21 protein-coding genes are annotated in these 19,692 nt (G+C 38.1%); 14 read left to right on the forward strand and 7 right to left on the reverse strand.

What is annotated here, in order from left to right; translation table 11 throughout:
- The 3 genes from Rain11_RS02035 to Rain11_RS02045 all read left to right on the forward strand — a co-directional run.
- Nucleotides 1-456: transposase (locus tag Rain11_RS02035; protein WP_133121467.1), on the forward strand; the 456-nt coding region annotated here is incomplete at its 5' end.
- A gap of 24 nt (nt 457-480) precedes the next feature.
- Nucleotides 481-849, forward strand: coding sequence for a TonB-dependent receptor (locus Rain11_RS02040; protein ID WP_101357668.1), 369 nt, complete (start codon nt 481-483; stop codon nt 847-849).
- Between the two features lie 102 nt (nt 850-951).
- Nucleotides 952-1,947: an oxygenase MpaB family protein gene (locus tag Rain11_RS02045; protein ID WP_101357669.1), complete on the forward strand. Its 996-nt coding sequence runs from the start codon at nt 952-954 to the stop codon at nt 1,945-1,947.
- A gap of 46 nt (nt 1,948-1,993) precedes the next feature.
- On the opposite strand, the gene Rain11_RS02050 is transcribed toward Rain11_RS02045, so the two are convergent.
- On the reverse strand, nt 1,994-2,839 hold the full coding sequence (locus Rain11_RS02050) for a hypothetical protein (RefSeq protein ID WP_101357670.1): 846 nt from the start codon (nt 2,837-2,839) through the stop codon (nt 1,994-1,996).
- A 144-nt stretch (nt 2,840-2,983) separates the two neighbouring features.
- On the opposite strand from Rain11_RS02050, the gene Rain11_RS02055 reads away from it, so the two are divergent.
- Nucleotides 2,984-3,412, forward strand: coding sequence for a DUF1573 domain-containing protein (locus Rain11_RS02055; RefSeq protein WP_243390524.1), 429 nt, complete (start codon nt 2,984-2,986; stop codon nt 3,410-3,412).
- 64 nt (nt 3,413-3,476) lie between these two features.
- Here Rain11_RS02055 and Rain11_RS02060 read toward each other — a convergent pair whose 3' ends face one another.
- Nucleotides 3,477-4,358 (reverse strand): geranylgeranylglycerol-phosphate geranylgeranyltransferase, encoded by an 882-nt coding sequence (locus Rain11_RS02060; RefSeq protein ID WP_101357671.1) that lies wholly within the window; start codon nt 4,356-4,358, stop codon nt 3,477-3,479.
- A 119-nt stretch (nt 4,359-4,477) separates the two neighbouring features.
- Between Rain11_RS02060 and Rain11_RS02065 the strand changes: the two genes are divergently transcribed.
- Nucleotides 4,478-7,060, forward strand: coding sequence for a glycosyltransferase family protein (locus Rain11_RS02065; protein WP_101357672.1), 2,583 nt, complete (start codon nt 4,478-4,480; stop codon nt 7,058-7,060).
- Here Rain11_RS02065 and Rain11_RS02070 read toward each other — a convergent pair.
- Together Rain11_RS02070 and cysC are read right to left on the reverse strand one after the other, a co-directional pair.
- Nucleotides 7,057-7,887, reverse strand: a complete 831-nt coding sequence (locus tag Rain11_RS02070; protein WP_101357673.1) for a hypothetical protein — start codon at nt 7,885-7,887, stop codon at nt 7,057-7,059. The two genes, Rain11_RS02065 and Rain11_RS02070, sit on opposite strands and share 4 nt — an antisense overlap.
- On the reverse strand, nt 7,884-8,477 hold the full coding sequence (cysC, locus tag Rain11_RS02075) for an adenylyl-sulfate kinase (RefSeq protein ID WP_101357674.1): 594 nt from the start codon (nt 8,475-8,477) through the stop codon (nt 7,884-7,886). The genes Rain11_RS02070 and cysC overlap by 4 nt, the downstream gene beginning before the upstream one ends.
- A gap of 89 nt (nt 8,478-8,566) precedes the next feature.
- On the opposite strand from cysC, the gene Rain11_RS02080 reads away from it, so the two are divergent.
- From Rain11_RS02080 to Rain11_RS02110, 7 genes are all read left to right on the forward strand, one after another.
- Nucleotides 8,567-9,154, forward strand: coding sequence for a hypothetical protein (locus Rain11_RS02080; RefSeq protein WP_133121468.1), 588 nt, complete (start codon nt 8,567-8,569; stop codon nt 9,152-9,154).
- Nucleotides 9,155-9,318: 164 nt separating this feature from the next.
- Complete coding sequence (gene greA, locus Rain11_RS02085) at nt 9,319-9,792, forward strand: transcription elongation factor GreA (protein WP_101357676.1); 474 nt, start codon at nt 9,319-9,321, stop codon at nt 9,790-9,792.
- Nucleotides 9,793-9,946: 154 nt separating this feature from the next.
- Complete coding sequence (locus Rain11_RS02090) at nt 9,947-11,143, forward strand: acyl-CoA dehydrogenase family protein (RefSeq protein ID WP_101357751.1); 1,197 nt, start codon at nt 9,947-9,949, stop codon at nt 11,141-11,143.
- A gap of 3 nt (nt 11,144-11,146) precedes the next feature.
- The gene (locus Rain11_RS02095) at nt 11,147-11,806 is read left to right on the forward strand and encodes a phosphoribosylanthranilate isomerase (protein WP_101357677.1); all 660 of its coding nucleotides are present in this window, start codon (nt 11,147-11,149) and stop codon (nt 11,804-11,806) included.
- A complete protein-coding gene (gene hemC, locus Rain11_RS02100; protein ID WP_101357678.1) occupies nt 11,796-12,707 on the forward strand; it encodes a hydroxymethylbilane synthase in 912 nt (303 codons plus the stop codon). Before Rain11_RS02095 ends, hemC begins: the two co-directional genes overlap by 11 nt.
- 40 nt (nt 12,708-12,747) lie before the next feature.
- Nucleotides 12,748-13,248, forward strand: coding sequence for an NUDIX domain-containing protein (locus Rain11_RS02105; protein ID WP_243390525.1), 501 nt, complete (start codon nt 12,748-12,750; stop codon nt 13,246-13,248).
- The gene (locus Rain11_RS02110) at nt 13,221-14,015 is read left to right on the forward strand and encodes an SDR family NAD(P)-dependent oxidoreductase (protein WP_101357680.1); all 795 of its coding nucleotides are present in this window, start codon (nt 13,221-13,223) and stop codon (nt 14,013-14,015) included. Before Rain11_RS02105 ends, Rain11_RS02110 begins: the two co-directional genes overlap by 28 nt.
- A gap of 82 nt (nt 14,016-14,097) precedes the next feature.
- On the opposite strand, the gene Rain11_RS02115 is transcribed toward Rain11_RS02110, so the two are convergent.
- From Rain11_RS02115 to Rain11_RS02125, 3 genes are all read right to left on the reverse strand, one after another.
- Nucleotides 14,098-14,907, reverse strand: coding sequence for a tetratricopeptide repeat protein (locus Rain11_RS02115; RefSeq protein ID WP_101357681.1), 810 nt, complete (start codon nt 14,905-14,907; stop codon nt 14,098-14,100).
- A 99-nt stretch (nt 14,908-15,006) separates the two neighbouring features.
- Complete coding sequence (locus Rain11_RS02120; RefSeq protein WP_101357682.1) at nt 15,007-15,330, reverse strand: DUF59 domain-containing protein; 324 nt, start codon at nt 15,328-15,330, stop codon at nt 15,007-15,009.
- A 25-nt stretch (nt 15,331-15,355) separates the two neighbouring features.
- Nucleotides 15,356-16,900: a hypothetical protein gene (locus Rain11_RS02125; protein ID WP_101357683.1), complete on the reverse strand. Its 1,545-nt coding sequence runs from the start codon at nt 16,898-16,900 to the stop codon at nt 15,356-15,358.
- Nucleotides 16,901-17,082: 182 nt separating this feature from the next.
- Here Rain11_RS02125 and Rain11_RS02130 point away from each other — a divergent pair, with 182 nt between their 5' ends.
- Together Rain11_RS02130 and Rain11_RS02135 are read left to right on the forward strand one after the other, a co-directional pair.
- A complete protein-coding gene (locus Rain11_RS02130) occupies nt 17,083-18,525 on the forward strand; it encodes an NADP-dependent isocitrate dehydrogenase (RefSeq protein ID WP_101357684.1) in 1,443 nt (480 codons plus the stop codon).
- 70 nt (nt 18,526-18,595) lie between these two features.
- Nucleotides 18,596-19,681, forward strand: a complete 1,086-nt coding sequence (locus tag Rain11_RS02135; protein ID WP_101357685.1) for a DNA adenine methylase — start codon at nt 18,596-18,598, stop codon at nt 19,679-19,681.
- Nucleotides 19,682-19,692 lie beyond the last annotated feature (11 nt).

Consider the following 19,692-nt stretch of genomic DNA (forward strand, 5'->3'; position numbering starts at 1 on the left):
GGACATAGCCCCGTGCTTCGGGAAGGCTGTCGTTATCAACACCTTTCTGCTATCAGTGCCATTAGTCCTGCGGGGGATTTGGTGTATCAAATACAAGAAAGTAGTTTCAAGGGCAAAGATGTGGTAGGTTTTCTCAAAAAATTACTTGACACTTTGAAGCAAAAATTACTCATCATTTGGGATGGGGCACGTATTCATTCCAGCAAAGAGGTGAAGGATTTTTTACGAAAAGACAAGAATGAAACTATTTATCTGGCTAAAATTCCCCCCTATTCCCCTGAATTGAACGCAGATGAACAGGTCTGGAAAACCCTCAAATGTGATATGCTTAAAAATGTTGTCTGTAAAAACTTAGCTCAACTCAAAACTAAACTTCAAAATGCTTTTCAAGTACTTCAACAAGCTACAAAAAAAATTGCTAACTTCTTTAAACATCCGAAAGTAGGTTTCGTATAAATCTTAAATTTATTTAACTATAATATGAAATTGAATTTTCAGAATACTTGGACTTGGACAAAAAATAAGACTATTAGCATAAATAACACTTTTGAAAATCAAGGTATTAGTAATGTTTTGGCGGTTGTTTTCAAGCAGAATGCACAAAATTATATTTTGTTCAACGTAGATTATTTTCTGCCTAACTTAATTACCCCTTCTAATAATTACTGGTTTTTGGATTTAGAATACAGATATAAATTCAAAAAACCCGTGGATTTGAGTATTTATTGCAAAAATCTTTTCAACCAACGTTATTTTGAGCAAATAGAAACTTCTGACTTTGCAATTCTTACCTACCGAACTAACCTACTGCCTCGTTATTTTATGATTTCTGTTTCTTGTAATTTTTAGGTTTTGTAAATCTTTTGCTTTCAATTACCAACCATTGGTTTGCTTATGAACTACTGAAAACAAAAATTCTTAGCAAAGCGTTTTTGCAAAAACAAAATCGCTATGCCCAAAATCTTTGATAAAGAGTTTTTAGCTTCGCAAAGACAAGAAACTGACGCTTATGCCAATCTTTGGGCTGAGGTTGTTTGGAAAAATTTTTCAATCCAAGAAATAAGTGATTTACTTACTTGGCTCAATGGTACGCAAAACACCATTCCCAACCAAATGAAAGCATCTTTACAACTTTATTTTGATGAAGTTATTTTTCCTTCTTGGGCAGATACCGCTAAAATGCAAGCAGGAGCAAGATTTTTTCATAAGCACCGAAGCATCATTTTACACCTTTTAGGAGTACTTTCGCTTCCTTATTGTTATGCGGCAAAAAACGGCGTAAAAGTCCTTACTTTTTCAGGGCGTCTGCAAAATGATGCTTTCAAAAGATTACAAGAAACTGCTATTTTTACCATAAAAGCTAATTCTTTTGTAACCTTGCAAAGCGAAGTTTGGAAAAATGAAATCTTGAAAATTAGACTATTACACGCATTGGTGCGAAAGTTTATTGGGCAGTCGCAAAAATGGAAAACCGATATTTGGGGAGAGCCTATCAATCAGGAAGATATGGCAGGCACAAATTTAGCTTTTTCGTACATTGTATTGCGAGGTATGCGAAAATTAGACATTGATTTTTCCGAAAAAGAAGCAGAAAATTTTTTGCATTTGTGGAATGTAATAGGGTATCTTATGGGGATTAGCGAAGATTTGTTGCCTTTTTCTATGCGTGAAGCCTACTGGCTTGATAAGCAAATTGCCACCACTCAATTTCAGGAAAGCGAGGAAGGCAAAAAACTTACCAAAACTCTTATAGAGGTATTTTATGAGCATCTACCTGCTCGTTTTCTTGCGGATTTGGCGGTAGCAGAAATGCGTTTTTTGCTCGGAAACAAAATTGCCAATATGCTTGAAGTACCACAAGTGATATGGAATAGAAATTTCTTCACTGAAAATTTAACTATTCAAATCAATAAATGGCTAATCAGCCAGCAAAGCATAAAAACATAGATACGCACTTATTTGCAAAGTGCGTATCCGTATGTTCATTTTGTTTTTAGTTCAAAGGGAAGGTAAATGTTCCTCCTCGGGGACCAGTAATGGTAACTGTTACGATTCTGTCGCAAGTTCCATTACCAAAATCTACGGTTTTTTGAGCATTTTCAGAAGTTACCACATACACGCCTGATACAGGTTTGCGAATACCTTGCAACCAACACTCTGTTTTCACAACGATAGGTACAGTAATTTCAGCAGTGAAATTTACCCCTCTGCGGTTAGTACCAGAGGCAGTGCCTGTGATTTGTATTACTTCATTGTAAGGATTCAAATCGCCGTAACCTTGTTGCCATACGCGTACACGATCGGTTTGCCAAGTGAAAGTAGTACCATCAGGGAAAGTTAGTTTGCCATTACGTACTGAAACGGTGTGTGTAGGCACTTGGTCGGGCTGTGTAACGTTTGTAACTACTTTTACGCCTTCTACTTTTACATCATTTACGTAGTAATCTTGAGTAGTAGTGGTAATTACGCTACCGGGCGTCATATAGCCTCCTGTATAGTTAATGATGATTTTTCCACGGCGGGTTCTGCCGTCGTTGCAAGTAGTACCTGTTCCAAAATCAATTACAATAGTTTTAGTGACGGCATTGATAGTAACTATACCACAATTTCTAAAACGCAAAGTACGCTCCGAAATACCTTCATCAGTAGTGCGAAGGTTATTGTTGTTTTCAAGCATTACATCAGAAACGATGTTGTCAAGGTCGTTAAATTGGGCATCTGCTTGGGCGTTATCCACAGAGCTTTGGTCAAAAAGAGGCTCTTGTTTTTTTCTACAACCTACAAAAGCCAAACTAACTACAAAAAGCAAGGCGAAAATAGGGAAAATTACTTTTTTCATATCTGTAAAATTTTAGGTTTTGTAGCTTTGATGTAAACTTTGAGCAAAGGTTTAATTTGATAAAAAAAATTTTTTTTATTTTTTGGAACACCTTTTGCTACAAAAGTGTATTAAAGAAAAAGTTTAACCTAAATCCATAAAAAAATGAAAAAAAATAAACCATTCGGAAATCCCTTTGGCTTCTTGTCAATAATGCTATTATGTATAAGTTTCGGATACGCCCAACCCAGTAGCACGCCCACGGAAAGCCAACCCCAAATTGCATTTGAGAAAACAGTACACGATTTTGGTGAAATTCCGCAAGGAACGCCTGTTACTACTACTTTTACTTTCACTAACAAAGGCAAAACTCCCATAACCATCTCTAACGTGCAGGCTTCCTGCGGTTGTACTACGCCCTCTTACACCAGAGAACCTATTGCACCCAAGAAAAAAGGTGAAGTAACTGCTACCTACAATGCCGCCGCAGTAGGAGAGTTCAATAAAACTGTTGCGGTATTTACCAACACAGGAACACCTATCACACTTACGCTCAAAGGCAAGGTAGTTGCTAAACCGCAAACACAACCTTAATTTTTTAGAGTGGAATTTGTAAGGGTCGGGGGCTTCGCAAAGCGAAGCCCCCGACCCGTCCCTATTAAATCTTTGCAAAAAAAATACTTATCAAACCCAAGAGCATAATAAATTTCACCCAACAGCTCAGATAGCGGAAATGCCTGCGTCTATCGGCGTAATACAAGCGAATAATAACCCAAGCAATCGGCAAGAAAATGATGCTTGTCAGAAAAACGACAATCCTATCGTGTAAAAAAAAGAAACTCACTGCTAAATTGGAAATAAAAGCCATCACAAGTGCATACACAAATATTTTGGTGCGTGGTATGCCCCAAATAATGGGTAAAGTTTTACAACCAAACGCTTCATCTCCTTTCACATCTTCCATATCTTTAATTACCTCTCTTACCAGCGTGATGAAAAACGCAAAAGAAGCGTAAATGTAAATTTCTTCATAGTGCTGATTGTAATAAAAAGCCACTATCCACACCGTAGCTCCTGTAAGCAGTGCAATTGCAAAATTTCCTACAAAAGGCAAGCGTTTGAGCAAATTAGAATACCACCAAAGCAAAAAAATGCAAAAAAAGTTAATGACAGCAATTTTCCAAGAGAGCCAAAAGCTGATAAGCATCGCTAAGGCATTGAGCAGAAAATTGAAAAGCAGAGCCATTCTCCGCTGAATGACACTGCCTACCACTACCCTATCGGGTTTGTTAAGCAAATCTATTTTTACATCGTAATAATCGTTGATGATATAACCCGCCGCCGCAATGAGCACCGTGCTGGAAGAGAGCATAAAAAAACGAAAATCTGTAAAATGTTCCCATACACTTTCGGCAGGGCTATCTATGAAAAAAATCTTTACCAAGTATTGCGTAAAGCCTATCATCAATAGGTTACCAAAACGCACCAAACGAACAAAAGCCCGAAGTACCGAAAACTTGCTCTGCTTAAAACGACCCATTGCAAGAAAAAATCCTCAACAAAAAAAGTAAAAATCACACAAAAAACATAATTTTGAAGCCAACTAATTCTAAACAAAACCAAAAGATTTGACTTCCAAAAAAATCCAACCTTTTTCGTATGAACGGGAAAATCATTTTATCAAAACTTTTACCTCACGTTATTGCGGTAGTATTGTTTGTAATTATATCACTTGCCTATATGTCGCCTGTGATGCAGGGAAAAAACCTTCGCCAACACGATGTAGTTCAAAGTTTGGGGGCTTCACATCAATCGCAAGAATATTACAAAAAAACAGGTGATTTTCCCTTTTGGAATCCGTATATGTTTTCGGGTATGCCCAACTATATGATTTATATGGATTATCCAAGCAGTATTTCGGTGCATTTGGGGCGTGTGCTTGTAAATCTGCTTCCCGAACCTGCCAATATACTTTTCCTGTATATGCTCGGAACTTATGTAGGCTTGTGTCTAATGGGTTTTTCATCTTGGATTGCATTTTTGGGGGCATTGAGTTTTGCTTTTACATCTTACAACATCATCAATATTGACGCAGGACACATCTCCAAATGTGTTTCTGTGGCTCTTATTCCTCCTATCATCGGAGCAGTGTGGCAGGTATATCGTGGCAATTATGTTTTAGGAGGCATTTTACTCACTTTTTTTTCAGCCATTCACCAGTATGCCAATTTTGTGCAAATGACCTATTATTTAGGGCTTACGCTTTTCATTTTCGCTTTGGTAGAATTCATCATTGCTATTCGGCAAAATAGGCTCAAACACTTCGTAATAGCTTCGTTGGTAGCTATTACAGCGGGGGTATTGAGTATGAGCAACCACATCAATCGGTATATGGTGGTGAATGAGTATGTCAAGAATACTACTCGCGGAAAAAATGAATTGAGCGATAGCCCTGAAAATATTGTTTCGGGTGCAACTGCAAAGAAAAATCAAAATAATACAGGAGGGTTAGATAAGGAATACGCTTTTCGTTGGAGCTATGGCATAGGTGAAACACTTAATTTCCTCATTCCAAACGCTTATGGAGGAAGTTCTTTTGAAGCCCCTACCGAAAACAGCAAACTAATGGAAACCTTACAAGAGGAAGCCTCTCAATACAACCTTCCCGCAGAAAACTTATTCAATTATTTACTTTCGCAAGGAGCTTTGCCCGCAATGTACTGGGGCGAGCAACCGGGTACAGGGGGGCCTGCGTATATGGGGGCGGTGCTTCTTTTGCTTTTCATTTGGGGAATGATTATCAGCAAAAATCCGCTTAAATGGTGGATTTTAGGAGCCGTATTGCTTTGTGTGAGCATTGCTTGGGGTAAAAATTTCTTCCTAAACGACTTTTTCTTTGATTACCTGCCAATGTTCAATAAGTTTAGAGCTGTTACGATGATTCTTTCTTTTATGCCAATTTTTTTTGTAATTGGAGCGGCTTGGGGCTTACAAGAAACTCAAAAACTCTTGCAAGAAAATCCTGATATTTTCTGGAAAAAACTAAAAGTTTTTGCAGTTGCTTTTGGTGGAATTATCTTGCTTATGGCACTGGCAAGCGGAATATTTTTTGATTTTCGTTCTGCACAAGATAAGATGCTTATCAAGGAAGGGGGCGAAATGGCTGATTTATTCAAAAAACTGGTAAAAGCCGCTCAAAGCGATAGAGAAGCACTTTTCAAAGCAGATGCTTGGCGGAGTTTTGTTTTTGTACTGCTTGCTTTGGGTACTTTGTGGGCTTTATGGAAAAAGTTTTTGAAGTTTGAAATTGCTGTAGCAATACTTTCTTTGCTTACACTCATAGACTTGTGGGGGATTGCCAAACGCTATTTGAATAGCGAAAAATTTGTGGAAAAGGAAGAAGCTCGCACCCTTGAACCTTCCTCTGCTGACGAAGTCATTTTGAAAGATACCACTTACTATCGCGTACTCAATGTAGGCAACCCTTTCAATGATGCCTCCACTTCGTATTTTCATCATTCGGCGGGTGGGTATCACGGAGCAAAGTTGCGAATTTATCAAGATTTAATCAGCGGGCATTTAGATAGAGAAATACAAGCTCTTTACAAAAATTTGCAAGATAGTGCAGGCAAGCTATCGCAAGGAAGCACCTACAAGCCCGTGATAGATATGCTGAATATCAAATACTTTGTTGTGCCTTTGCAAGGTGGTAAAAGCATTGCTATTCAGAACCCTGATGCCTTGGGAGCGGCTTGGATTGTGCCAGAATACAAAATCGTTGAAAATGCTGATGAAGAACTAAAAGCTCTTAAAAACTTAAATGTTCGTAAGATGGGTATTTTGCGTAAGCAAAAAGGTACAGAAAATTTAAGTAGCGTTCAGTGGGATAGCTTGGCAAAAATACGCCTGACCAAACATTCTCCTAATGAAATGGTTTATGAATTTGAAGCCAAAGCTCCTCAATTGGTTGTTTTTTCAGAAATTTACTACCGAATGGGGGAATCGGGCTGGCAAGCCTACCTTGATAGCAAACCTACCGAATATTTCAGGGCAAACTATGCTTTGCGGGGAATGGTAGTTCCTGCGGGTAAGCATACTATTACTTTCCGCTTTGAAGCAAAAGTGTATCAAGAGGGTGAAAAATTGGCATTTATTAGCTCTGTTGTAATGATTTTGTTGCTTTTGGGCGGTGGCTTTTATCTTTGGAAAAAGAATCAAACTAAAAAAGTCGCTGAAAGTTAGTTTTTAGTAAAAGCTAATTTAGCTCTCAGAAATTGGTTATCAAAACGGCGGGGAAAAGGCAAAAAGTGATGTTTCTCTTGGTAAGGTTGCATTTGCTTCATTACATTGAACCCACAAGCCGAAATTACCCGCCCTGCTTGCTCAAAATAGTGATGAGCTTCCTGCAAATGAAAATGCGTGTAAATAAGCGAAGTATCTAATTTAGAAATTGGACTTATCACACAAAAACGTGGCTTCTGATTTTCCATTTCGGCTTGCTCATAAGCGTATGCAAGCAACTCACATACTTCCGTTTCAGGTTCAGAATGAACTATGAGCCAGTCGTTTTCATCAAAGATACAAGAAACATTTTTGCGAGAATATTCAAAATGCAGGTTTTCTAAATTTTTGCTGTAATGGCTTTCTAAAAAATTCTGATGAGCTTTTTCCAAAGTTTCAAGCAAATAAACTTTTTCAAAGGGCAAAGTTTTTTGCCAAATGCCTTTATAGTTTTCCCATTGCAAAATACGTGCAAAATAAGCCCATTGCAAGTTGGCATCGGCAAATGCCTGCAATTCACCCAAAATGCCACAAGGAAAACTATCTACCCAAACTTGTTCAAAATTGTACTTGCGAAATTGTTGCTGAAGCCAAACCTGATAAAATTCAGGATTTTGGGCTAAATGCGAAGGCAAAGGCAAGATAGGTAAATCAGGAAAGCAACTTTGGGCAAAAGGCGAAGCTGTAAGCACTTTCACACTTTCCAAAGGCACTTGAAAATGCTCAATAAGTGCTTTGGCTCGCGTCAGATGCCCCATTCCACCACCTACGGCATAGTATAAAATCACACTTTGGTAATTTTAGGTAAAATTAGGTCTAAAATCTGCTCCAAACATTCTTCTTTACTTTGCAAGTGCGTGTGTAGCACCAAGTCGGGGTTAAGCGGTTTTTCAAAAGGGCTATCAATGCCTGTAAAATTTTTAATCAGTCCTGCACGAGCTTTGGCATATAGTCCTTTTACATCTCTTTGCTCACAAACTTCCAAAGGGCAATCCAAAAAAATTTCAATAAAATCCTCGCCTACAATATCTCTGACAAGTTTTTGAATTTCATTAGTAGGCGAAATAAAAGAAGCTATCACAATTACGCCGCAATTCATTAAAATTTTAGCTACTTCGGCGGCACGGCGTATATTTTCCTTGCGGTCAGCTTCGCTAAAACCTAAATTGTTATTCAGCCCGCTACGCAGATTATCGCCATCTAATACTTGCGTCAAGAACCCTCGTTCGTATAATTTTTTTTCCAAAAGCAAAGCAAGTTCGCTCTTGCCCGCTCCTGAAAGTCCTAAAAACCAAATCACTTTTGATTTTTGTTCTAAAAGGGCTTCTTTGTGGCTTCTTTGCAAAAATTCAGTAGGAAAAATTTCAGTGGTAGTCATTGGCTAATAGTTATAGTGGAAAAGTTTTTCTTTGCAAAGATATGCAGATAAGTCGGATTTTTTCTAATTTTGTGCAAAATTTTGATAAGATGCTCATCAAGACCAAAAAATACGAACTTACACCCAAGATGTATCGGCGGGTAGGTATGCAGTACATTCTACGTAAGCAGTGGTGGCTTCCTGTGGCTATTTTTGTAGGAATTATTGCTCTCAATGTTATTATCAATGCTTTGGGCTATAAAAATTGGTGGATTTACACGCTTGCCCCACTGGGAGCTTGGCTTTGGTATTTGTTTTGGTGGATACAATACACAGGCATACCCCAATTACCTCAAAACCAAGTGATGTTTGAAAAATATTCATACGAGATTAGCAGTCAGAATATTTTGATGAAAAAAACGCCCCAAGAGGCAATGATGTTCAAATGGGATTTAATCAAAGAAGCTCACAAAAGCAAAGATGCTATTACGCTGGTGATTTCCAAGGGTCAGTTTTTACATTTTCCTTTCAAAATGTTTAACTCTGATAACGAAATCAAGTTTTTAGAAACAATCCTTATACGTAAAAATCTCCTTCCTTCATCAGATAACGAAAAAAATGAAGGTAACAAAGAAAAAACTACTACGGTGCAAGTTTCGGGGAATGGTGTATTACAGAAAAGCAAAAAAAGCAAGTAAAATTCTTGTTTTTTTGAAAAAACATTCTTACTTTTGTAACGTATAAACGAGAGAACGGTCGGCAAGCAGTCAGCCGTTTTTTTTACTCATAAGGCAATACAGGTTAGCTATTCAGCTTGCTTGTATTTTCGTTTTTTGTTGGTTGAACTAAACAGGTTATTGTTATGTCAAAAATTTCTTATTACACCCAAGAAGGTTTAGAGAAGTTGAAAAAAGAGTTGCACGAACTTCGTACCAAAGGCAGAGCCGATATTGCCCGCCAAATCGCAGAAGCACGTGAGAAAGGCGATTTATCTGAAAATGCAGAATATGACGCCGCCAAAGAAGCCCAAGGTTTGCTGGAACTAAAAATTGCTAAATTAGAAGAACTTATCAGCAATGCCCGCCTGATGGACGAAAGCAATATTGATTTGTCCAAAGTTTCTATTTTTTCAACGGTCAAAATTAAAAACAAAAAAACCAAAGCAGTAATGACTTACACGCTGGTTTCACAAGAAGAAGCAGACCTCAAAGCAGGGAAAATTTCCGTAGAATCGCCTATTGGTAAAGGGCTATTGGGCAAAAGCGTTGGTGATGTAGCTAAAATTCAAGTTCCCGCAGGCGAGCTGGAAGTAGAAATTTTAGAAATTTCACGCTAAAAAATGGTCGGTGGGGAAAAAAACACCGACCATTTTAGTTTTCAAGTTTGCATTTGAAAATGTCCTTTTTCTTGCTAACTTTGTACCTATATTTTTGGTTGATAACAAAAAATTTGGTTTTATGCAAGCAAGCACACTCAACGCAAATGGTGAAATGGTGTTTCAGAAACGTTTGAAACAAGATACTTTTGAACACCCCGATTTTTATGGCATTGATGATTTGCTCACCGAAGAGCATAAAATGGTTCGTCAGGCGGTAAGAGATTTCGTAAAAAGAGAAATTTCTCCTTATATTGAAGATTGGTACGAGAAAAATCATTTTCCTTATGAAATAGTGCGGAAATTTGGCGAATTAGGTGTTTTCGGACCCACTTTACCCCAAGAATATGGCTGTGGCGGAATGGATTATATTTCGTATGGTTTGATGATGCAAGAAATTGAACGTGGCGATTCAGGTATGCGTTCTACGGCTTCGGTGCAGGGTTCGCTGGTGATGTTTCCTATTTATGCTTTTGGCTCGGAAGAGCAAAAACGTAAATATTTGCCCAAACTTGCCAAAGGCGAAATGTTAGGTTGCTTCGGACTTACCGAGCCCGATTTTGGTTCAAACCCTGCGGGAATGGTGAGTAATTTCAAAGATATGGGCGATTATTATTTGCTCAATGGTTCTAAAATGTGGATTTCCAACTCTCCCAAAGCTGATATAGCCGTAGTTTGGGCAAAAAATGAAGAAGGACGCATCAAAGGTTTGATTGTAGAACGAGGAATGGAGGGCTTTTCAACCCCTGAAATTCACGGCAAATGGTCTTTGCGTGCCAGTATCACAGGCGAACTTGTATTTGATAACGTAAAAGTCCCCAAAGAAAACCTATTGCCTTTGGCTGATGGACTTTCTGCTCCGCTCAAATGCTTGGACTCAGCACGCTATGGTATTGCTTGGGGGGCTTTGGGAGTAGCAATGGACTGCTACGAATCGGCTCGCAAGTACGCAATGGAACGCATACAATTCGGAAAGCCTATTGCCTCATTTCAGTTAGTACAAAAGAAACTTGCTGAAATGCTTACCGAAATTACCAAAGCACAGCTTATCTGTTGGCGTTTGGGTACGCTTAAAAATGAAGGCAAAGCCACTACTGCTCAAATTTCGCTTGCTAAACGCAATAATATTGAAATTGCTATGAATATTGCCCGTGAAGCTCGTCAAATTCACGGCGGAATGGGCATTACCAATGAGTACCCCATTATGCGTCATATGATGAACCTTGAAAGTGTGGTTACTTACGAAGGCACTCACGATATTCATTTACTCATTTTGGGTAATGCCATTACAGGTATTCCTGCATTCAAGTAGGTTATGCTACAATGGAAAATTTGCGGTATGAGAGATGCTACAAATATCAGTGCAGTAGCATCTCTTTCACCTCATTTTATGGGTTTCATTTTTTACGAAAACTCCAAACGATTTGTAGGGCAAAACTGGCAAATGCCTTACCTATCAAGGCAAATTCAAAAAGTGGGTGTTTTTGTAAATGAAACTTCTGAAAATATTGCTTCCATTGCTCAAAAATACGCATTAGATTATTTGCAATTGCACGGCGAAGAAAGTCCTGAATTTTGCGAAAGGTTAAAGCAAAAACTTCACCTGCCTATTGTAAAGGCTTTTGGTGTGGGACAAGGCTTTGAATTTTCAAATTTAGAGCCTTATCTGCCTTGTGTTGATGCCTTTCTGTTGGATACTCAAGGCAAAGAGCGTGGCGGAAATGGTATTGCTTTTGATTGGCAAATTCTGCAAAGTTATCCTTACTCAAAGCCTTTGTGGATTAGTGGCGGAATTTCTTTGGAAAATAGCCTTGTTTTGTTTGAGTTTTTGCAACAAAAACCGCAAATTCCCGTACAAGTCATAGATTTGAATAGCCGATTTGAAATTGAGCCTGCCTTGAAAGATGTAGAAAAATTAAAAACTTGGAAAACAGCGATTTTTGAACCTTTTTGCCAAACTATCAATGAAACTTAAAATTATCAGTCGTAGCAGTAAGCTTGCTTTGTGGCAAACTGAATTTGTTGCCCAAAAATTGCAAGAAGCAGGTTTTAGCACCAAAATTGTAACCATTGAAACCAAAGGCGATAAAATTCTTGACCGCTCGCTTGCTAAAATTGGCAGTAAAGGCGTTTTTACAGAAGAATTGGAAGCGAAGTTACTTTCAGGGGAAGTGCATTTGGCAGTGCATAGTGCCAAGGATTTGCCCTCTCGCCTGCCCGAAGGACTGAAAATCATTGCCTTTACAGAAAGAGAGCAGATGAATGATGTGCTTGTGAGTTTTAAGGAAAATATTTCGCTCAACGATAAAATTATCGTAGGTACTTCCTCTACCCGCCGCATTGCGGTTTTGAAGCATTTTTACCCACATATTCAAACAACTGAAATACGTGGCAACCTACAAACACGCCTACAAAAACTACAAAATGGGCTTTGCAATGCTCTGATTTTGGCTTATGCAGGCGTAAAAAGAATGAATTACGAACATCTTGTTTGTGAGCATTTGCCTTTGGAAATTTTTACCCCTACCGCAGGACAAGGCAGTATTGCCGTTGAAATCAGCGAGCATTTGGAAGAAAATTTACAGGAAAAACTAAAAAAAATCTTAAATCACGAGGCTACAGCTATCTGTGTAGAGGCAGAAAGAGCTTTTCTGCACACTTTACAAGGTGGGTGTAGTGTGCCTGTATTTGTACTTGCGACTTGGCAAGGCGAAAAAATCTACTTGCAAGGTGGTCTGCTTGCTTGGAATGGTGAAAAAATTATCCGAAAAACAGCTCTCTGCTTGCCTACTGAAGCTAAAAATACTGCCATACATCTTGCCAATGAAGTTTTAGCAAGCGGCGGAAAAGAAATTTTAGCAGTAGCAAGCAAATGAAATTCACGTTTCAAAATTCAAACAGCAAAAATTCTGTATCTTGGAACATCAGACTATCATAGAAACCTTTGGCAATCGCCTGCGTGTGCGTATATGCGGATTGCTGGTGCAGGAGGGCAAGATTTTGCTTATCAAGCATACCAATTTAGGCGAGGGTGGCTACTTATGGTCTCCGCCGGGTGGCGGTTTGCATTTTGGCGAAAGCATAACAAATTGCTTACAAAGGGAGTTTTTAGAAGAAACAGGCTTACAAGTACAAATGAAGCAGTTTTTGTTTGTGTATGAATTTTTAGAGCCACCTCTTCACGCTATTGAGCTATTTTTTGAAGTAGAACAAATTGGAGGAGCATTAAATTTAGGCAAAGACCCTGAAATGAGCCAAGAAAGTCAAATTTTACAGGAAATAGCTTGGGTTGATTACAATTTTTTGAAGCAAGAAAATCCCCAGTGTGTCCATTGGGCTATCCAACAAGCCGAAAACATTGAAAATTTACTTCAATTCAGAGGTTGTTTATGCAAAAATTCTTTCAAGGGAAAATAGTTCTTATCACAGGGGCAAGTTCAGGTATTGGCAAGGCATTGAGAGAAGCACTTTCCCGGATAGGGGCTATTGTGTATAATGCAGATATTCAAATCCCTGCTAATGATATAGAAAATGTCTCTTACTTTCCTTTGGACGTGAGAGATTTTGACCAATTTCAAAATGTTTTTCAAAGTATCTTACAAAAGCACCAACGCATAGATATACTTATCAACAATGCAGGCATAGGTATCGCAGGAGAGGCTCAGGATTTGAGTATTTCGGAATGGAAAAAAGTGCTTGATATCAACCTAATGGGGGTCGTAAATGGTAGCAAAATTGCCTACGATATAATGGTAAAGCAAGGTTTCGGGCATATTGTCAATATGGCATCTATGTCTGCCCTCATATCCTTTCCGCTTGCTGTTCCGTATGCTACCGCCAAACACGGTGTTTTAGGACTTTCTAAATCTTTGCGAGCCGAAGGCAAAGCATTAGGTGTGAAAGTAACAGCTATTTGCCCTGGTTTTGTAGAAAGTTCGCTTTACGAAAATGCTATCAAATCTCACACGAATACCGAAAAAATAAAATCCACGATACCTTTTCCTATTCTTTCTACTGAAAAAGCAGTCGGATATATTCTCAAAGGTATCATTCGTAACCAAGCAGTAGTGATTTTTCCTTTTTATACCAAATTAGCCTTATGGCTTGAAAGAATTTTCCCGAACCTATTAAACAAATTTGTACTTCAAAAAACTATTACAAACTTTCGTGAAAGCAAAACTTGATAAAAATGCAATGTAGTCTAATATAAAAGCCTCTACTTATAAAAAAGTAGAAGCTTTCAATCATTTTTAAGAATCTTTATGATTACTTACAATACTTTGCTAAATACTCTTCACACTCTACATCTCCGTGTTCTTGTGCTTTTTTCCAATCTGCACAAGCTCCTTTTTTATCCCCTGTAAAAAGTTTGGCTTGCCCACGGAAAGTGTATGTACTACCCACACTATTATCTAACTCAATCGACTTATTAAAACTTGCAAGAGCCGCTTTATATTGTTTTTGGTGCATTTCTATTTCTCCTTTTAGGGCATAAGCCTCTGCGTTATTAGGATTTGCGGCAATGGCATCTTTTACGTGTTTAATAGCTTCAGCATTTTTTTCAATATTGAAATAGTACAAAGCTAAGCTATAATGCCCCTTATCATATTTTGGGTTAATTTTTAAGGATTTCTCATACTCTTCTATGGCTTTGGCGGCATCACCTTTGCGGCGATACACATTTCCTCTCCTGATATAAGCCTCTAAATAATCAGGTTTCATTTCTGTAATTTTGTTGAGGTCTTTAATAGCTTCATCTTCCTTCCCCATAGCAGAATATACATCAGATCTTTCAATGTAAGCCTCCAAGTGGTCTGGTTTGAGTTCTATCACTTTGTTGAAGCTATTGATGGCTAAATTATACTGCAACATTGCCTTTTTTGCTAAACCCCTCTGAAAGTGAGCCTCTACGGAGTTGGGTTTGGCGGCAAGCACCAAGTCAAATTTTTCAACAGCGGCGGCATATTCTTTTGCCTCCATTTTAGCAATACCTTCTTTAAGTACCTCATCAAGGTTTTGGGCAAAAGCTATCAGAGAAAGCCAAAAACAAGAAAATAGTAAAGAAAATCGTTTCATAACACTTTTATTTTAAGTTTTACAAAATTTCAATGCAAAAATAACAAATATCTTGCCAAAAAGCAATAAAAATTAAAATTCATTCATTTGTTTTTGAAATTACAAAAATCCCAGTTCTAATTTTGCTACTTCGCTCATCATATCGGTAGTGTAGGGCGGGTCAAAGGTGAGTTCAAGTTCTACATCATTCACTCCTTCAATTGCCTTGATTTTATCTTTTACTTCTTGCGGGAGCATTTCAGCCGAAGGGCAATTAGGCGAAGTAAGCGTCATCTGTACATACACATTGTTGATAGGAAAAATTTTCAGGTCATAAATCAAACCCAATTCCCAAATATCCACAGGAATTTCAGGGTCGTAAATGGTTTTGATAGCTTCAATTACTTTTTCTCGTAAATCTGGAATTTCTGTAAGATGGCTCATAGTTGTAAAGGTTTTTATGCAGAAATTAGAAAAACAAAGTAAGTCCTAACAAAATAGCAAGCATACTATTTTTGCTTTCCGCCGAATAATAAAAATCAGGATTAGGTAAGGTGTAAGGCGTGTAAATGCTTCTATAAGCTGTGTAAGTAACTGCCAAATCTATGGCACTATTTTTAGAAAATATGCCGATACCGCCTGTGTAACTCATAATATTTCGGTTCAAGTCATCAAGTTTAATTTTATAGGGGTCTTGGAAATATGCAACTCCCAACCTTCCACGAAATATACCCGTACGCCCCTCCAAACCTGCTCGCAAATTAAGAGCTGTCTTGTATAGGTTTTTGATAGTTCGGTTATCAGCATCTAAACTAAAACCTTGTACATCTACATCTGTACTAAGGTTCATTCCGCCATAGGTTACCCATTCTGCCTCAGCAGTGAAAAAACCAAATTTTTTGAACTGCACCAAAATACCCGTATTCAAACGCCAAGGAGAAACAAAATTGTAATCTAACTGGCTCTGCACCATTCGGGCGGTAGCAGGTTGAAAAGATGAACCTGCAAAAGTTGCAGTCATTTCATTATCATCTATTTCGGTAAGTAAGTAAGCCGTGGGAGATTGTACCGAGCCTCCTATTCTAAACATCTCCACAGGACGATAAATAAATCCAAAATTGAAATTCACTCCCCCACCTGTTACACTACGTTGGTTAGTTAAGCTAAAAGATTGTAATTCATTGACCGTGGCTTGGCGAGTCAGGTTTTCTTCGTAAATGCTTGAAAGTTTGTAACGAATACTGCCAATACCAAAACCTGCCCCCCAATAAAATTTATCATTGATACTTGACCCGTAAGAAATATTTATCATCGTTTCGCCTCCACGCACCCGATAGCTTTCCCGCTGACGAATAGGAGCGACCAAGTTATCATTTATATCTCTAAATTCGGTGTAATACGAAGTGCTATCATTGACATAAGGATTGATAACAAAAGTAGCATAAGCAAGCGACGCCAAATCATAAATTTCCCCTGTGGCGGCTTCATTCTCAAAAACCCTTGCGTGAATACCATCGGCTAAAAAGCTAAATCTATCCGCCATTGTACTACGCGTATTGATACCCTCATATTCAAAGCGTTTTTGGTAGTTGTTGCTCCTCGTAATAGAAACGGCTATACTGCCACTACTCAAAGAATTTCCACTATTTTCTGTGCTGGTAGTCAGAGGCGAAATCCAACCAAAATGATTGAGTTTAAGAAAGCTATAACTATCCTCAATAGTCTTGCTGATATAGTCGGTACTTGCACCAAAATTATTCATTCCCAAACCCAAAGTCACCTGACCACGTTTAGCAAGCCCTAAACCCGCAGGGTTTAGAATGCAAGAGTACAAGTCGGCTCCCATAGTAACCCCTGTACCTCCTAATGCTTGGGTTCGTGCTGTTCCCATTGGCATAGTGTTTTGGGCAAAAATAAGAGCATCGTTGTAGTAACCCACTGCTCGGGGTTCTATTTGAGCATAAATAACTGAAAAAATCGGAAAAATAAGACTAAACGCAGTCAGTTTTTTCATTGTATAAAAGTATTTTATGATTTTAACTCAAAAGCAAAGTTTTTTGTTCAAATACAGCACTTTTAATGCCATTATTCTTTTAGTAGAGTAAAAATTTCAAAAAAATCCTTTCCAAATCCCCTAAAAATCTGAAAATAGTTTTAATTTGCGTGCCAAATGTTGGACTTAAAAAATAAACAAGTATGCAAGAACTCACACCTATTACGGTAGCTTACGGCGATGGCATCGGTCCTGAGATTATGGACGCCACTTTACGAATTATTATGGCGGCAGGAGCTAAAATAAAACCCGAAGTCATTGAAATTGGAGAAAAGGTATATTTACGTGGCAACCCAGCAGGTATTGATGATAGTGCTTGGGAATCACTCCGTAGAACAAAAGTTTTTTTGAAAGCTCCTATTACTACCCCCCAAGGTGGCGGTTTCAAAAGTTTGAACGTTACTACTCGTAAAATGCTTGGTTTGTATGCCAATGTACGTCCTTGTGTTTCTTATGCTCCTTACGTAGATACCAAACACCCTGTAATGGACGTAGTTATCATTCGTGAAAATGAAGAAGACCTTTATGCAGGTATTGAGCATCAACAAACCCCCGAAGTAGTGCAGTGTATAAAAATTATTACTCGTCCGGGTACAGAAAAAATTATCCGTTATGCTTTTGAGTATGCTCGTCAGTATGGCAGAAAGAAAGTTACTTGCTTCACCAAAGACAACATTATGAAGCAAACTGATGGGCTTTTTCATAAAGTTTTTGATGAAATCGGTGCCGAATACCCTGAAATTGAAAAAGAACATTGGATTGTAGATATTGGTGCCGCCAAGCTCGCCGATACTCCCGAAGCCTTTGATGTAGTAGTGTTACCTAATTTGTATGGGGATATTCTTTCTGATGTTGCCGCTCAAATTGCAGGTTCGGTAGGATTGGCAGGTTCAGCAAATATTGGCGAAGAAGTCGCTATGTTTGAGGCTATTCACGGCTCAGCACCTCGCAGAGCAGGGCAAAATTTGGCTAACCCTTCGGGATTGCTCTTGGGAGCAGTGCAAATGCTTGTGCATATCGGACAAGGCGATATTGCCGAAAAAGTACATAACGCTTGGCTCAAAACTCTTGAAGACGGTATTCATACCTACGATATATTCAAAGAAGGCGTAAGCACCCAAAAAGTTGGTACGAAAGAATTTGCTGATGCTGTGATTGAACGTTTGGGGCAAAAGCCTTCTAAACTCAAAGCCGTAGATTACTCTAATGCCAAAAAGACTATACAAGTAAAGTTGAAGCCTGCTCAACCTGTAAAAATGGAAACTATCGGCGTAGATTTATTTTTGCATTGCAACGACAGAAATGCAGAAAAATTAGGCAAAGCCATAGAGCAAATCAAACAAAACGAACTGCATCTCACTATGATTACCAACAGAGGTGTAAAAGTATATCCTAATGGCTTGCCCGAAACTTTCTGTACCGACCACTGGCGTTGCCGCTTCAAAGGAAATGGTTCTCCTGTTTCTTATCAGGATATTATTGAGTTGCAACGCAAAGTAACCGAAGCAGGTTTTCAGATTATCAAAACTGAAAATCTCTGTACGATTGACGGCGTTGATGCCTTCTCCACGGGACAAGGTGCGTAACAAAAACTTCCCAAAAGCCCAAACTTTTGGGAAGTTTGTTTTTGTTATTTTACAAAAACAAGTTCTATCAATGAAAAATGGCAAAGTGCATAAAAACGATAGGTCAATTTCTCAGCTAAATCTATTTGAGGATTTTAGTTCTAATACTCAAACTAACTCCTCTCAGTGGCTTATTGACGAAATTTTACAGGATTCTCATTACTCCCGCAAAACTTTACTTTTGAACAGCTTAAAAACTTCCAAAGGTTACAAAAGATATTTAGGCAGTCCTTTAAGATACGGCGGGGGAAAATCTTTGGCAGTGGGCAGTATATTAGAATATATCCCTGATAACGTAGAAAGAGTAGTAAGTCCTTTCATTGGTGGTGGAAGCGTTGAAATTGCTCTTGCAAAAGAATTAGAAATTGAAGTCGTTGCTTATGATATTTTTGAGCTGTTAGTAAACTATTGGCAAGTACAAATCAAATATCCCCAAGAATTGTATAAAAAGCTATCTCAAATCCCAAATACAAAAGAAGAATACGAACGTATTAAAAATTTGTTAAAAGAAATTTGGAATAAAAAAGACGGTTTATTGCCAAACAATTACTCCGAATTGGAATTAGCCACTTTTTACTATTTCAACCATAATTTGAGCTATGGACCAGGATTTTTAGGCTGGATGTCCTCTATTTACACAGATAAAAACAGATACGAAGCTATGCTTGAAAAAGTTAAGAATTTCAATGTTCCTAAGTTACAGGTGTATAGAGAAAGTTTTGAAACAAGTATTCCTAAACATAAAAAAGACTTTTTATATTTAGACCCTCCTTATTTTTTGGAAGGTGATAGCAAAATGTTTAGAGGAATATATCCTATGCGAAATTTTCCTGTACATCATAACGGATTTAAGCACGAATTATTAGCTGAACTGCTCAAAAAGCATCAAGGTGGCTTTGTTTTATCTTACAATGATTGTTCTTGGATTAGAGAAACTTACAAAGATTTTGAAATTATTGAAATTGCTTGGCAATACACAATGGGACAAGGCGAAACCAGAATAGGTAAAAATAGAAAAACACGAAACTATGATAATCGAAACATTAAAACTTCTCACGAAATATTGATAATCGGCAAAAGAATGTTTTCATCTAATACAAACATTTCTTACTATTGAATATTTCAATT

It is taken from the genome of Raineya orbicola, assembly GCF_002843425.1.
Classification (GTDB): Bacteria; Bacteroidota; Bacteroidia; order Cytophagales; family Thermonemataceae; genus Raineya; species Raineya orbicola.

Coding starts and splice junctions, on each gene's coding strand:
- Rain11_RS02130 (WP_101357684.1), top strand. CDS start 17,083: ATGCAAGAACTCACACCTATTACGGTAGCTTACGGCGATGGCATCGGT.
- Rain11_RS02135 (WP_101357685.1), top strand. CDS start 18,596: ATGAAAAATGGCAAAGTGCATAAAAACGATAGGTCAATTTCTCAGCTA.
- Rain11_RS02095 (WP_101357677.1), top strand. CDS start 11,147: ATGCTACAATGGAAAATTTGCGGTATGAGAGATGCTACAAATATCAGT.
- Rain11_RS02065 (WP_101357672.1), top strand. CDS start 4,478: ATGAACGGGAAAATCATTTTATCAAAACTTTTACCTCACGTTATTGCG.
- Rain11_RS02115 (WP_101357681.1), bottom strand. CDS start 14,907: ATGAAACGATTTTCTTTACTATTTTCTTGTTTTTGGCTTTCTCTGATA.
- greA (WP_101357676.1), top strand. CDS start 9,319: ATGTCAAAAATTTCTTATTACACCCAAGAAGGTTTAGAGAAGTTGAAA.
- Rain11_RS02125 (WP_101357683.1), bottom strand. CDS start 16,900: ATGAAAAAACTGACTGCGTTTAGTCTTATTTTTCCGATTTTTTCAGTT.
- Rain11_RS02050 (WP_101357670.1), bottom strand. CDS start 2,839: ATGAAAAAAGTAATTTTCCCTATTTTCGCCTTGCTTTTTGTAGTTAGT.
- Rain11_RS02055 (WP_243390524.1), top strand. CDS start 2,984: ATGAAAAAAAATAAACCATTCGGAAATCCCTTTGGCTTCTTGTCAATA.
- Rain11_RS02110 (WP_101357680.1), top strand. CDS start 13,221: ATGCAAAAATTCTTTCAAGGGAAAATAGTTCTTATCACAGGGGCAAGT.
- Rain11_RS02090 (WP_101357751.1), top strand. CDS start 9,947: ATGGTGTTTCAGAAACGTTTGAAACAAGATACTTTTGAACACCCCGAT.
- Rain11_RS02045 (WP_101357669.1), top strand. CDS start 952: ATGCCCAAAATCTTTGATAAAGAGTTTTTAGCTTCGCAAAGACAAGAA.
- Rain11_RS02120 (WP_101357682.1), bottom strand. CDS start 15,330: ATGAGCCATCTTACAGAAATTCCAGATTTACGAGAAAAAGTAATTGAA.
- Rain11_RS02080 (WP_133121468.1), top strand. CDS start 8,567: ATGCTCATCAAGACCAAAAAATACGAACTTACACCCAAGATGTATCGG.
- hemC (WP_101357678.1), top strand. CDS start 11,796: ATGAAACTTAAAATTATCAGTCGTAGCAGTAAGCTTGCTTTGTGGCAA.
- cysC (WP_101357674.1), bottom strand. CDS start 8,477: ATGACTACCACTGAAATTTTTCCTACTGAATTTTTGCAAAGAAGCCAC.
- Rain11_RS02060 (WP_101357671.1), bottom strand. CDS start 4,358: ATGGGTCGTTTTAAGCAGAGCAAGTTTTCGGTACTTCGGGCTTTTGTT.
- Rain11_RS02040 (WP_101357668.1), top strand. CDS start 481: ATGAAATTGAATTTTCAGAATACTTGGACTTGGACAAAAAATAAGACT.